The sequence below is a fragment of the Streptomyces sp. NPDC039430 genome, assembly GCF_055639435.1.
Window position 1 is genome coordinate 699,825 of the sequence record NZ_JBVKAK010000001.1, and the last position, 13,490, is coordinate 713,314.

General features: G+C 70.3%; 13 protein-coding genes. 3 read left to right on the forward strand and 10 right to left on the reverse strand.

From position 1 onward, the window contains the following. Window positions 1–138 precede the first annotated feature (138 nt). From ACZ7LS_RS03020 to ACZ7LS_RS03035, 4 genes are all read right to left on the reverse strand, one after another. A complete protein-coding gene (locus ACZ7LS_RS03020; protein ID WP_385137110.1) occupies window positions 139–1,899 on the reverse strand; it encodes an LCP family protein in 1,761 nt (586 codons plus the stop codon). Between the two features lie 19 nt (window positions 1,900–1,918). Next, complete coding sequence (nadD, locus tag ACZ7LS_RS03025; protein ID WP_129771089.1) at window positions 1,919–2,554, reverse strand: nicotinate-nucleotide adenylyltransferase; 636 nt, start codon at window positions 2,552–2,554, stop codon at window positions 1,919–1,921. A gap of 38 nt (window positions 2,555–2,592) precedes the next feature. After that, window positions 2,593–2,754 carry a hypothetical protein gene (locus ACZ7LS_RS03030; protein ID WP_165371967.1) on the reverse strand — a complete coding sequence of 54 codons (162 nt, stop codon included), beginning with the start codon at window positions 2,752–2,754 and terminating at the stop codon, window positions 2,593–2,595. Window positions 2,755–2,838: 84 nt separating this feature from the next. Further along, a complete protein-coding gene (locus tag ACZ7LS_RS03035; RefSeq protein WP_382530623.1) occupies window positions 2,839–2,991 on the reverse strand; it encodes a hypothetical protein in 153 nt (50 codons plus the stop codon). Window positions 2,992–3,146: 155 nt separating this feature from the next. Between ACZ7LS_RS03035 and ACZ7LS_RS03040 the strand changes: the two genes are divergently transcribed. Then, the gene (locus ACZ7LS_RS03040) at window positions 3,147–4,241 is read left to right on the forward strand and encodes a M48 family metallopeptidase (RefSeq protein WP_382530625.1); all 1,095 of its coding nucleotides are present in this window, start codon (window positions 3,147–3,149) and stop codon (window positions 4,239–4,241) included. Window positions 4,242–4,277: 36 nt separating this feature from the next. On the opposite strand, the gene ACZ7LS_RS03045 is transcribed toward ACZ7LS_RS03040, so the two are convergent. From ACZ7LS_RS03045 to proB, 5 genes are all read right to left on the reverse strand, one after another. Further along, window positions 4,278–5,399 (reverse strand): SCO2583 family membrane protein, encoded by a 1,122-nt coding sequence (locus ACZ7LS_RS03045; RefSeq protein ID WP_382530626.1) that lies wholly within the window; start codon window positions 5,397–5,399, stop codon window positions 4,278–4,280. 142 nt (window positions 5,400–5,541) lie between these two features. Continuing rightward, window positions 5,542–6,132: an SCO2584 family spore wall biosynthesis protein gene (locus ACZ7LS_RS03050; RefSeq protein ID WP_382530628.1), complete on the reverse strand. Its 591-nt coding sequence runs from the start codon at window positions 6,130–6,132 to the stop codon at window positions 5,542–5,544. A gap of 133 nt (window positions 6,133–6,265) precedes the next feature. Then, window positions 6,266–7,549 (reverse strand): glutamate-5-semialdehyde dehydrogenase, encoded by a 1,284-nt coding sequence (locus tag ACZ7LS_RS03055; protein WP_382880992.1) that lies wholly within the window; start codon window positions 7,547–7,549, stop codon window positions 6,266–6,268. Window positions 7,550–7,621: 72 nt separating this feature from the next. Then, on the reverse strand, window positions 7,622–8,137 hold the full coding sequence (locus ACZ7LS_RS03060) for a hypothetical protein (protein ID WP_356508270.1): 516 nt from the start codon (window positions 8,135–8,137) through the stop codon (window positions 7,622–7,624). A gap of 143 nt (window positions 8,138–8,280) precedes the next feature. Further along, complete coding sequence (gene proB, locus ACZ7LS_RS03065) at window positions 8,281–9,399, reverse strand: glutamate 5-kinase (RefSeq protein WP_382530651.1); 1,119 nt, start codon at window positions 9,397–9,399, stop codon at window positions 8,281–8,283. Window positions 9,400–9,814: 415 nt separating this feature from the next. Here proB and ACZ7LS_RS03070 point away from each other — a divergent pair, with 415 nt between their 5' ends. Next, window positions 9,815–11,830 carry a glycosyltransferase family 2 protein gene (locus ACZ7LS_RS03070; protein WP_382674225.1) on the forward strand — a complete coding sequence of 672 codons (2,016 nt, stop codon included), beginning with the start codon at window positions 9,815–9,817 and terminating at the stop codon, window positions 11,828–11,830. Between the two features lie 76 nt (window positions 11,831–11,906). After that, window positions 11,907–12,506 carry a dTDP-4-dehydrorhamnose 3,5-epimerase gene (rfbC, locus tag ACZ7LS_RS03075; RefSeq protein WP_385137107.1) on the forward strand — a complete coding sequence of 200 codons (600 nt, stop codon included), beginning with the start codon at window positions 11,907–11,909 and terminating at the stop codon, window positions 12,504–12,506. An 81-nt stretch (window positions 12,507–12,587) separates the two neighbouring features. On the opposite strand, the gene ACZ7LS_RS03080 is transcribed toward rfbC, so the two are convergent. Continuing rightward, complete coding sequence (locus tag ACZ7LS_RS03080; protein WP_129771097.1) at window positions 12,588–13,382, reverse strand: O-methyltransferase; 795 nt, start codon at window positions 13,380–13,382, stop codon at window positions 12,588–12,590. Between the last annotated feature and the right edge of the window lie 108 nt (window positions 13,383–13,490).

Here is a 13,490-nt window from a genome sequence, read left to right on the forward strand (position 1 = left end):
GGAGGGAGGGGGAAAAGGGGTTTTTCTGTGGGTGTGCGGGGAGGAAGAGAGGCCCCCAAGACCCACGAAAGGGGGGGGGGGGGGGGGGGGGGGGCCCCCCCCCCCCCCCCCCCCCCCAGGCCCCGTCCCCGGCCGGACTCAGTCGACCTTGTAGTCCTGGCCGAGGACGACGGTCACGTCCGCGTTCGGGGCGGCCTTGCCCTTCTTCACCGCGCCGGCCGGCAGTCCGAGTGTCTTGGCGACCTCTTCCGCCTCCGCCTTCCTGGCCTCGTCGCCGTAGGTGACCTGCGAGGATGTCACCGCGTCCGCCGTACCGGCGTCCACGAAGGCGTAGCCGCCGTTGACCAGCGAGATCCGGGAGGACTCCGCCGCGTCCTGGTCGCCGGAGGCGTTCTTCACTCCGACGCGTACCGCGGAACCCTGCTCCGGAGCGCTGACCGAACCGCCGAGGATGTCCTTCACCACACTCTCCGCCGCCTGATCGCTGAGCAGGCCGTTCTGCTGGGTGGACAGCAGCACGGTCTTGTAGTCGCCGACCTTGGCGTGCTCGGCCAGCTTGGCGAGGGAGGCGCCCAGGTCCTTCTCGGGCAGTGAGGGATCGAGGATCTGCGCCAGGGTCTCGACGGTGACGGTGGCGGCCTGCGGGTCGTCCGACATCTTCCGCAGTACGCCCTGGAGGACCTGGCCGAACCGCTGGAGCTGCTTGGCCTCCAACTCGCCGGGCGCGCTGTACGTGGCGTAGGCGACGGCCATCTTCCCGTTGAGCGTCTGGTTCTCGCCCTTCTTGACCAGCGGGTCGTCGCCCGTCTTCGCCCCGGGCACCTCGACATCGGTGGTCAGGTCGATCGTGCCGACGAGTTCGACGAGGTTCTCCAGATACGGGGTGTCGAGCCGCCAGGTACCGGTGATCTTGGTGCCGAGGAGCGTGCCGATGGCCTCGCGCGTTCCGTCCGAGCCATCGTCGTCGACGGACTTGCCGAGCGTGGTGGAGACGCCGTCGTCATCGGCGACGGAGAGGGTGTTGGGCAGCAGGACGGTGGTGCCCCGGCCGGTCGTGGCGTTGTTGACCAGCAGCGCCGTGGAGGTGCCCTTCTCCTTGGTGTTGTGCAGATGCACCACGATCACATCGCGCTTCTGCGGCCCCGTGGCGGTGGTCTTCTTCTCGTCCGTGCCACCGAGTCCCGGCAGCTTGCCCGCGTACCAGAGATAGCCGACGCCGCCGGTGACCGCGAGGACGAGAACGACGACGAGCGCCACGATCCGGCTGCGGCCGCGCCGTTTTGCCTCCTCGCGCCGCTCGGAGCGGCTCTCGGTGAACTTCAGCCAGTCGATGACGTCTTCGGAGTCCTCGTCCGGCTCCTCTATGAACGAGAACTGCTCGGTCCGGTAGTCGCGGTCCTGCCCGTCGGGGCGCCGCTGCTCCGGTACGGGCGCGGACGCGGGCGCCGGGGCGGGCGCGGACGCGGCGGGCTGCTCGGGCGCCCGGTCCTCGGTCTGCCCCTGCTGCTGCGGGATGTTCCACTGCTGGGTGGTGTCGACGCCGACGGGCTGCTGCTGCCCGGTGTCGTAGCCGTAGCCGTCGTACCCGTACCCCTGCTGCTGTGAGGGCTGTTGCTGCTGCGGGGACGGCTGGGCGTACGGGTCGTACTGCTGCTGGGGCTGCGCGGTCTGCTGGGGCCGGCCCTGGGACTGGGGCTGGGGCTGGGGCTGGGCGCACGGGTCGTATCCGTACGCCTGCTGCTGCGGCGGCTGGTACTGCGACGGCTGCCCGTAGGCGTCGTACTGCTGCTGCGGCTGGGGCTGTTGGTACACCGGCTGCCCGTACTCGTCGTACCCGACGATCCTGGGCCGCGTGTCATACGGGTCGTACGGATCGTACGGCTGCTGCTGGTCGTTCACCGGTGCCCCTCTCCGTGGCTCATGCGCCGCGGTACAACTGCCGTTTGTCGATGTAGCGCACCACACCGTCCGGCACCAGGTACCAGACCGGATCGCCCTTGGCGACCCTCCCCCGGCAGTCGGTCGACGAGATCGCCAGCGCGGGCACCTCCACCAGGGAGACCCCGCCCTTGGGCAGTCCGTCGTCCGTCAGATCATGGCCCGGCCGGGTCACTCCGATGAAGTGGGCGAGCGAGAACAGCTCTTCGTGGTCCCGCCAGCTCAGGATCTGGGAGAGCGCGTCGGCTCCGGTGATGAAGAAGAGGTCCGCGTCGCCGTGGACGGCCCGCAGATCCCGCAGCGTGTCGATCGTATAGGTCGGGCCGCCGCGGTCGATGTCACTGCGGCTGACCGAGAACTGCGGATTGGACGCGGTGGCGATGACCGTCATCAGATAGCGGTCCTCGGCCGGGGAGACCGCGCGCTGGCTCTTCTGCCACGGCTGGCCCGTCGGCACGAACACCACCTCGTCGAGGTGGAACAGGGCGGCCACTTCACTGGCCGCCACCAGGTGTCCATGGTGGATCGGGTCGAATGTCCCGCCCATCACGCCGAGTCGGCGCTTGCCACGACCGGATCCGGGTTCACGACCACCGGCCGCCTGCTGCTCTCCCATGCGTCCAGAGCCTACTGGCACAAGATGACGCCCCGGTGTCAGCGGTCGCGGTTGAAGCGGGTGGTGATCCACAGCAGCAGAAGCAGCGCGAACAGGGCGCCGCCGCCGACGAGGTAGGGGTTGAGGCTTTCGTGGTTGCCACCGCGCTCGGCGCCCTCGGCGAGCGTGACCAGGTGGGCGGCGGTACCGGTGAGGCTCATCTTCTACGGGCCCTTTTCTTCGCGGGTGTGAGCGGAGACTTCGCGCACATCGTATGCGGGGGCCTCGGGCACGCTCACGCCGACTCAGTCGTTGTGATCGTTGTCGCGGTATCCGCGCAACAGGAACCAGGCGAGCAGGACGACTCCGACCATCGAGACGACCAGCACGATCCGCAACGTATCGCCCGGTCCCTGCTGGGCCGGTGCGGCGGTGAGCAGTGTGAAGGTATCCGGCATGTCGGGTGTGCTCCTCGGTCTCTTCCGGCCGGCGCCCGGGGTGACGGCTCCCGGGAAGCACGGCCACAGGCCCCCGTCACACGGTAGACCCACCCCCTAGGGTGGGGGCCGTCAGGGGGACGGGCTTTGGACGCGTATGAACAGGGGATATCCATATGACCGAAGACAGTCACGAGGCAGCCGCTCACGAGAACGTGCCGAGCAGGCAGCGCAAGCGTTTCCCGGGCATCTCCTCGCGGGCGTACGAACACCCCGCCGACCGCTCGGCACTGGTCGCCCTGCGCAAGCTCAGCGGCTTCGACACGGTGTTCAAGGCGATGAGCGGGCTGCTGCCCGAGCGCAGCCTGCGGCTCCTCTTCCTCTCCGACTCCGTACGGGTGAGCGACGCGCAGTTCGCCCATCTCCACGCCATGCTGCGGGACGCCTGCTACATCCTGGACCTGGAGAAGGTTCCCGCGATGTACGTGGCGCAGGACCCGAAGCCGAACGCGATGTGCATCGGTCTGGACGAGCCGATCATCGTGGTCACCACCGGGCTGGTGGAGCTGCTCGACGAGGAGGAGATGCGGGCGGTCGTCGGCCATGAGGTGGGCCACGCGCTCTCCGGTCACTCCGTCTACCGGACCATACTTCTCTTCCTCACCAACCTGGCGCTCAAGGTCGCCTGGATCCCGCTGGGCAATGTCGCGATCATGGCGATCGTGACGGCGCTGCGGGAGTGGTTCCGCAAGTCGGAGCTGTCGGCGGACCGGGCCGGACTGCTGGTGGGTCAGGATCTCCAGGCCTCGATGCGCGGCCTGATGAAGATCGCCGGCGGCAATCACCTGCACGAGATGAACGTGGACGCGTTCCTGGAGCAGGCCGCCGAGTACGAGGCGGGCGGCGATCTGCGCGACTCCGTGCTCAAGATCCTCAACGTGCTGCCGCGTACGCATCCCTTCACGACGGTGCGCGCGGCCGAGCTGAAGAAGTGGGCGGAGAGCCGCGACTACCAGCGGATCATCGACGGCCACTACCCGCGCCGCGAGGACGACAAGGAGACATCGGTCACGGACTCGTTCCGCGACTCCGCCGCGCACTACGCGGACACGGTCCGCGGCAGCAAGGACCCGCTGATGAAGCTGGTCGGCGACATCGCGGGCGGCGCGGGCGACCTGGGCGGCAAGCTGCGCGACAGGTTCACGGGCGGCGGTGGCGGCAACGGCGGCCGTCCCTCGGACGAGGGCTCCGGCGGCCCCGGCAAGAGCTGACCCGTACGGAGAGCGGTCCGGGCCCGGCGGGCCGGCTCAGGCGGCCGGGCTCGGTTCCGCCGCGCGGGAGAGCGTCCCGCAGAGCGCCGTGTTGGCCGGGCCCGTCGCGTACGGGTCCGTGCCGGCCGGTTCACGGACCTTCGCCCGCTGGCCCGCCAGCAGGGGCCGCAGCGTCCTCGGCGGCTCCGCCGAGCACGCCTGCGGCCCGGCCTGCACCTCACTGGTCAGCAGTCGCGCCGTATGGCGTGGCAGCGCGTCCAGGTCGAAGCGGAAGCGCAGCTCGCGCCGGACGATGAAGAGCGAGGCGTCCCGTACGGGCTGCGCGTCGGAGCCGGCCGGGCGCAGCGCGTAGACGAAGACATGGTCCGAGACCACCTCCAGCGTCCCGGGGGAGGTCTCCTGGTAGCGCAGGGTGCCGTGCACCCGCACCTCGTCGTCCGCCTGCGCCACCTTCGCCGGGTCGAAGCGGACCAGCCAGCCGGTCGGGGCGTGCCGGCCGTCGTCGGAGGGTGCGGCGAACCCGGCGTCGAACTGGTCGAGCTGGTCGGGGTCGAGCAGCACCCGCACCGGGCGTTCCGAGCGGCCCTCGATGACGTCCGGGTCGAGCGACGACGCCACCAGATAGTCCTTGACGGTGGTCAGCGCGGCCATCACCTGGCTCTCCGAGAAGCCCCCGGTCTCCCGGACGGCGGGCATCGTGATCCCGGCCGCCCCCACCCGGAAGTGCGCGGCCGGACTGTGCCTGAAGAGATCCGCGGGGGTGCCGCCCGGCACGGGCCCCTCGGGAGCCAGCGGGATCACCGACATGCGCACCTGGTCCACGGAACGGCCGGTGGCCGGCCGGTAGGGATTGCGCAGGCCCAGATAGATCGCCGTACCGAACGCCAGGACCACCACCAGTACCAGCAGCAGAAGCTGTCTCGATCCGCGCCGGAAGAAGCCGTGGCTCCCCCGTCCCTTGGCGGGTGGCGGAGGCTGCGCCGGAGGAACCCTCCGTACGGCGTCGGCGTGGTCGGTCATCCGCTCCCGCGCCGAGAACTCCTTGAGGCGGGCCTCCCGGATGAAGGATTCGTCGAAGACGACCGAGCGGTACTCGTCGTCATCGCCGCCGGGCAGCCCGTCAGGTTCCCCGTCGGGTGGGTCTCCACGCCCTGCCATACCTTCAGAGTAGGTCGGCGGGGCCGAACATAAACGCTGGGCAAGCCGTGAAGTTCCGGGAGCCACGCGATCGGCCGTTCAGGTCGTACCGGCCGGTTCAGGGGGCTGTTCAGGGGGTGTTCAGCCGGCGTTCGCAGCGCGGTCAGGGCGTGCGCGGAACGGCGGAGACCGCCGGCGCCGACTGGTTCGCCGACGCCGAGGGGATGCCAGGCGCCGGCTTGTCGATCCCGGTCGTGGCGGGCTGCGGCACCTTGCCGTCGCGGCTGTTGGAGGCCCCGCGGTAGACGGCCGAGAACGCCAGCGCGACCATCCCGATCCCCATCAGCAGGGCGAGCAGCCAGGCGACGGGCCGGTGCCAGCGGGCGGTGCCGCGGTACGGCCGCAGCGAGCCGCCGTGGCGTCCGTAGGGCCCGGAGAGCGCGTCGGGGTCATCGGGGTCGTACTCGCCGTTGTAGCCCGGCTCGGGCCCGTACGCGCCGTCCCGGCCGTACACCTCTTCGTACAGCTCGTCCTCGGGGCGTCCCCCGCCGGACCGCGCGCGGGCCGCCTCGGCCTCGGCGCGCGCCTGGGCGGCGGCCAGCAGCCGTTCCACGGCGGAGGGTTCATGGATGGTGGCGGCATTGACGAAGTCCTCGTCGAAGACCACGGGGGCGAAGTCCTTGTCCGCGCCACCGCGGTCGTCGTCGGGCTCCCAGCCGTCCGGGAACGGCCTGCCCCCCACGTCGTCCGGCACCTCTTCAGGGTAGACCTGGCGGGTCGTTTTGGGCAGGCGGAGTCCGAACTCTCCCGGCTCCGTCTTCGTCACATCGCGGTTCCGGCGCCCGTCCGTCGCGGCGGGCGCCCCTCCCGTATCAGTGGCCCCACCGCTATCGCGTGTGGCCGTCGCCGATCACGATGTACTTCGTCGACGTCAGCTCCGGCAGCCCCATCGGCCCCCGCGCGTGCAGCTTCTGCGTGGAGATTCCGATCTCCGCGCCGAAGCCGAACTGACCCCCGTCGGTGAAGCGGGTGGACGCGTTCACAGCGACTGTCGTGGAATCGACCAACTGGGTGAATCGCCGGGCGGCGGCCTGCGAGGTGGTGACGATCGCCTCCGTGTGGCCGGACGACCAGAGCCGGATATGGGCCACGGCGGCGTCCAGCGAGTCGACGACCGCGGCGGCGATGTCGTACGAGAGGTACTCGGTCTCCCAGTCCTCCGCGGTGGCCGGCACGATCTCCGCCTTCGAACCGGCGCCGTACGCGAGCACCCGCTCGTCGGCGTGGACCGTGACCCCGGCGTCGGCGAGCGCGTCCAGCGCGCGCGGCAGGAACACGCCCGCGATGTCCTGGTGGACGAGGAGCGTCTCGGCGGCGTTGCAGACGCTGGGCCGCTGCGCCTTGGAGTTGATCAGGATCTCGACGGCCATGTCGAGATCGGTCTCGGCGTCCACATAGACATGGCAGTTGCCGGTGCCGGTCTCGATGACGGGGACGGTGGAGCCCTCGACGACGGTACGGATCAGGGAGGCGCCGCCGCGCGGGATCAGCACGTCGACCAGGCCGCGGGCGCGCATCAGCTCCTGTACGGCGTCCCGGCCCTCGCCGGGCACGAGCTGTACGGCGTCGGCGGGCAGCCCGGCCCCGCCGACGGCGTCGCGCAGCACCCGTACGAGGGCGGTGTTCGAGGAGATCGCCGAGGAGGAGCCGCGCAGGAGCACCGCGTTGCCCGACTTCAGACAGAGCGCGGCGGCGTCCACGGTGACATTGGGGCGGGCCTCGTAGATGATCCCGACCACGCCGAGCGGCACCCGCACCTGGCGCAGGTCGATGCCGTTGGGCAGCGTCGAACCGCGGACGACCTCACCGACCGGGTCGGGCAGCGCCGCCACGTCCCGTACGTCCGCGGCGATGGCCCGCACCCGCTCCGGGGTCAGCGTCAGACGGTCGATGATCGCCTCGCCGGTCCCGGCCTCCCGGGCCCGCGCGATGTCCTCGGCGTTGGCCGTGACGATCTCGTGGGTACGGACTTCCAGCGCGTCCGCGATCGCCAGCAGCGCGTCGTCCTTGGCCGCGCGCGGCAGCGGTGCCATATCGGCGGCCGCGGCGCGGGACCGGTAGGCGGCCCTGGCGACCGGGGAGAGGTTGTCGTACGGCGAGAGCGAGGTCATGCCCGCAGGGTAGTGCGCGTCCTGCGGGCATTCCGCACGTATTCCGGACTCCGAGACACTTCCGGAGGGAGATCAGAACGGATGAACGCCCACCGGGGCCGCCGGCGGCGGGCCGTAGCCCTCGGCGATCCGCTGGTGATACGTCTCACGGTCGATGACCTCAAGCCCGACGATCTTCCACGGCGGCAGCTTGGCGCTCGACCGGTGCTCGCCCCACAGACGCAGCGCGACGGCGGCGGCGTCGTGCAGGTCCTGGGCCTCCTCCCAGTACCGGATCTCCGCGTGATCGCCGGCGTATCTGCTGGTCAGGAGGAAGGGATGGTCATGGGCCAGCTGTTCGAGGCCGCGCCGGACCTCCGGCAGCGGAGCCTCGGCGCCCGAGACGCTGAGCGTGATGTGCCAGAGCTTCGACAGCGCACGGCCCTCCGCGCGCGCGTCCGTTCCCGATACGGCCTCCCGCTCTTGCTCGTCGTCGAAGTCGTCCCCCGCTTCGACGCTGGTCAGGGCTCGTTCCTCGCCCGCGGCCCTCCGGGCGTGGGCGCTCCTCCCGGTCCCTCGGGGCACCGCCCCCGGGCGCGCTCGTCTCACCAGCGGCCTCCTGTTGATGCGTTGTCGTGCTGTACCCCGTCTGTACCCCTGGGACAAAGTTGACCAGTCCCGGGCAGGGCATGGGGCGGTTTTGGTAAAGGTCCCTGTTCAAAGACCTGAGTTTCAGCCGATTCAGGGGTGGGTCAGGGAGTGAGGATGACCAAATCGTCTCTGTGTACGACCTCACGCTCGTAGGCGGGGCCCAGTTCGCGGGCCAGCTCCCGGGTGGAGCGGCCCAGGAGCTGCGGGATCTCCTTGGCGTCGAAGTTGACGAGTCCGCGGGCGACCGGGCGGCCCGCCGTGTCCCGCAGCTCCACCGGGTCACCGGCGCTGAACTCGCCCTCGACGGCGGCGATCCCGGCCGGCAGCAGTGAGGTGCGCCGCTCGACGACGGCCCGTACCGCCCCGTCGTCCAGGGTCAGCGCGCCCTGCGGGGTGGAGGCGTGGGCGAGCCACAGCAGCCGGCCCGCGGAGCGCCGTCCGGTGCTGTGGAAGTACGTACCGGTGTCCCTGCCCGCGAGTCCGTCCGCGGCGTGGCTCGCGGAGGTCAGCACCACCGGGACCCCGGCCGCCGCGGCGATCCTGGCGGCCTCGACCTTGGTGACCATGCCGCCGGTGCCCACCCCCGCCCTGCCCGCGCTGCCGAGGGAGACGCCCGCCAGGTCGGCGGGGCCGCGCACCTCCGCGATCCGGGAGGTGCCCGGGGTGCGGGGGTCGCCGTCGTACAGCCCGTCGACGTCGGAGAGCAGGACGAGCAGATCGGCCCGTACGAGATGGGCGACCAGGGCGGCGAGCCGGTCGTTGTCGCCGAAGCGGATCTCGTCCGTGGCGACGGTGTCGTTCTCGTTGACGACGGGGACGGCGCCCATGCCGAGCAGCTGGTCCAGGGTGCGGTAGGCGTTGCGGTAGTGGGCGCGGCGGCTGGTGTCGTCGGTGGTGAGGAGCACCTGTCCGACGCGTACGCCGTAGCGCGCGAAGGAGGCGGTGTAGCGGGCGACCAGCAGCCCCTGTCCGACGCTGGCGGCGGCCTGCTGGCGGGCCAGGTCCCGGGGGCGGCGCTCCAGCCCGAGGGGGGCGAGCCCGGCGGCGATGGCGCCGCTGGAGACGAGCAGGACCTCCTTCTCGTCACCGCTCTCGGCACCACGTCTGACCTGGGCGAGCACATCGACGAGGGCGTCGACCCGGTCGGCGTCGAGCCCGCCTGACGCGGTGGTGAGCGAGGAGGAGCCGACCTTCACGACGATCCTGCGGGCCTGTGCCACCGCGTCCTGCCGTACCGTCGCGCTCTGCCGTGCCGCTGCCACGTGCTGTGCCTCTGCTCTCACTGTCGGCCACACCTCACCGGCCGACCTCGCGCCGGCTGGTCGTCCGCCGGTCGCTCAGCGTACGCGGACGACTTCCCGGCCGACGAGGCATTTCAGTGGGTGGGACGCCGCTGGTGGGCCCGTCGCCGGCGCCCGGCGGGCCGGTCCTCACGTCAAATCCGCGCCTCCGGCACAACCGGATGCCGGTGAAGGCAGTCTGTCAGGTGTAACAACAGTCGGGAAACATCCCCGCCCGCGCAGCGATAAGCTGGCCTCCACGGCGCCCGCACGCTCGCCGATGGCGGCGACTCCCCCCACTTGTACCCCCCGCGCAACCACACACGAGATGGGCCAATCAGTAATGGCAGTAAAAGTGAGCGTCGTCATTCCGGTGTACAACCCGGGTAAGTACATCGACCCCTGCATCGATTCACTGCTGGCCCAGACGCTGCCGGCCGCGGACTTCGAAGTGCTCTTCGTGGACGACGGGTCGACCGACGACAGCCCGGCCCGCCTCGACAAGCTGGCGGCCGAGCATCCTCATTTCCGGGTGATCCACATCCCCAACTCGGGCTGGCCCGGCAAGCCGAGGAACATCGGCGTCGCCGAGGCGAAGGGCGAGTACGTCCAGTTCGTCGACCAGGACGACCACATGGCGTCCGACGCGCTGCGACGACTCTATGAGATGGGTCACCGCAACGGGTCCGACATCGTGATCGGCAAGGTCGCGTCCAATTTCCGCGGCGTTCCGCACGGCGTGTTCAAGAAGAACCGCGAGAAGTGCGATCTGAGCAATGCGCCGCTGTACGACAGCCTCACCCCGCACAAGATGTTCCGTACGGAGTTCCTGCGCGAGAACGGCATCGCGTACCCCGAGGGCAAGCGGCGCCTGGAGGACCAGCTCTACATGATGGAGGCGTATTTCCCCGCCAAGGTCGTATCGATCCTGGGGAATTACACCTGCTACTACTACTCGAAGCGGGACGACGGCCAGAACGCCGGCTCCGCCAAGATCGTGCCGGCCGGCTACTACGGCAACCTGCGCGAGGTCCTCAAGGTCGTCGTGGAGAACACCGAACCGGGTGAATTCCGGGACCGGCTGCTGCGGCGCTTCTACCGGGTCGAGATGCTCGGCCGGCTGAGCGAGCCGTCCGTGCTCAACTACACGCCCGAGTACCTCGACGAGATGTGCGACGCGATCCGTCCGCTCGCCGACGAGTTCATGCACGACGGCGTGCACGACGGCCTCGGCTCGCTGGTCAGACTCCGCTCCACCCTGCTGCGTGCCGACGACCGCCAGGGGCTGCTGAAGATCGCCCGCTTCGCCAAGTCGGTGAAGGGCGCGGCCCGGCTGGAGGACTTCGACTGGCAGCCGGACGGCAAGGCCGCGGTGACCGTGACCGGCCGTCTGGTGCACGGGGAGGACAAGGAGCCGCTGCGGCTGGTCCGCCGCGACAAGCGCTACTTCCTGCACCCGGACATCACCGAGGGCCTGCTGCCGGACGGTGAACTCTTCGATGTCACCGACGACATGGACAGCTTCAAGGGCGAGATGTCGCTGCGCAACCGCGAGACCGCCGTCGAGTGGCCGTGCGTCGCGGAGTTCACCGCCGAGATCGAGTCGCTGGGCGAGGACACGTACGAGGTCGTCCTGCGCGGCACAGGCGAGGTCACCAGCGAGGCGGTCAAGGGCCGCGGCCGGGTCTCCCGCGGCTTCTGGGACATCTGGGTGCCGCTGCGGGGGCTCGGGCTGGTGCGGAAGGCCAGGCTGGGCGCGGACCGCGCCGCGTCGGTCGACGCCAAGTGCCTTCCCGCGCTGCTCGGTTCGCCCGCGCGGCCGGTGATCCCGTACTTCACCGACCCGCACGGCAACCTCACCCTCGATGTCGCGGGCCGCGCCAAGAAGATGGCCACCTATCTCGCGGACCGGCCCGCGCGGCGGATGCCCGGCAACCGCCCCGAGCTGCGTCTCGACGTGTTCACCGGCACCAAGTCCGGTTCGCGGGCCGTCGAGTTGGTGCTGACCCCGGCGGACGGCAACGCGCTGACCGCGCCGTCCACGCTCCGTCCCGACCAGGGCCGGGCCCACCTCGGTATCCCCGCCCGGGTGCCGGACCTGCCGGCGGGACCGGCGCAGCTCTCGGTGCGGCTGGACGGGCCGAAGGGCCCCGTGCTGTCGCTCTGCGAGGTACCCGTGGGCCAGGGCGGCCGGATCCGGCTGGACCAGAGCGGTCTGGAGACGGTCGATCCGCTTCTCGTCCGTGAGGTGACGGTGAAGCGCCGCCGGGCGACGCTGCGCCGGGTGCTCCGGTCGGCCGGCGGTCCGATCGTGCGCCGGCTTCCCTCCTCGGCGCGCAAGAAGGTGCGCCGTCTCGCCGCCCGTCTCTGACCGGCCGCGCCCTCTCCCGGGCACTGAGCGACAAGTACGGCAAGTACGGCAAGTAACAGAACAAGGACGTGATCACATGCGGCAGCTCTCGGTCGAAGGCGCCTGGGTACATGAGCCGAAGATCTTCCCGGACAGCCGTGGCAGCTTCCACGAGTGGTTCAAGGCCCCGGACTTCACCGAGGCGGCCGGCCACCCGCTGCGTCTCGCCCAGGCGAACTGCTCCGTGTCCAGCCGCGGCACGCTGCGCGGGATCCACTTCGCCGATGTGCCGCCCAGCCAGGCCAAGTATGTGAAGTGTGTGCGCGGCGCGGTCCTCGACGTCATCGTGGACATCCGGGTGGGCTCCCCCACGTACCGGCAGTGGGAGGCGGTACGGCTGGACGATGTGGATCACCACGCCGTCTACCTCGCCGAGGGGCTCGGCCACGCGTTCATGGCGCTGACGGACGACGCGACGGTCGTCTATCTGTGCTCCGAGGGGTACGCCCCCGGGCGCGAGCACGGCATCACCCCGCTGGACCCCAAGCTCGGTATCGAGTGGCCGGAGGGGATCACCCCGCTGCTCTCCGACAAGGACGCGGCGGCGCCCACCCTCGCGGAGGCCGAGGCCCAGGGCCTGCTCCCGTCGTACGAGGACTGCGCGGCGTACTACGCCGAGCTGGCCGCCCGCGGCTGAGCCGCACAGGCGCCCGCGGGCGCCTACGGAAGGGGCCCGAGCGATCGCATCGCCCGGGCCCCTTCCGTACGGTCCGCCGGGTCAGCCGGTGACCGCCTCGATCTGCCGGCGCAGCGGCGCGAAGGCCGAGCGCGAGCGGCGCAGATTCCGGGCGCGGGCCAGACCGGGCCAGAACCCGGCCCCGAGCAGCGCCTCGGGCCGTACCGCGTTCTTACGGACGAGCACCTCTTCGGGCACGTCCTGCGGGTCCGGTACGACGTACTCCTCGATGATCTTGTCGTACGCGTCCTTCAGCACCGTGCTCTCGGGGTTGGCGCCGAAGATGGCCACCACTCCGGTCGGCTCGGTGTCGACGTCGACGACCAGCAGGTCGGGGCGGTAACGCCGCAGGACCGTGGCCACCTTGTAGACGTCTCCGGCCCAGAACTTGGTGTGCCGGTCGCGCGCCGCCTCGTCGACGTCGCGCGGCAGCATGTCGTCCAGGACGATCACGCTGGACCAGCGGGAGTGCTTCTCGACGTTCATGAAATCGCGCAGCGCGAACTCGAAGAGATGCATGCCGTCGATGAACGACAGCTCCAGCTTCGGATCACCGCCGAAGAGGTTGACCGGGTCACGCCGGGCCAGCGCGCGGAAGGGGTTGCGGCCGTTGCGCAGATGGATCAGGGGATCCTTGCGGGCGAAGAAATCGTCGCTGGTGGCCTTGACCAGATGGACATCGCAGCTGATGTCCGTGACGACCCGGAACGCCGGGTCGACCGCGACCGACGGAACGCGGGAGAGAGCCAGGCTGCGGCCGTCATTGACCCCGATTTCCAAGTAGGTGCGGGGTTTGTACACACGGTGCAGTTGGCGCAGGAAGCCGTGGCGATCCACGTAAGGGGCCCTTCACTGAGAATCAACAACCAGGGATTGATTCTCAGTGAACTTAGTGTGCCGCCTGGTTGTACGTAAACATCTACTGGCCAGTAACACCCATTTGGC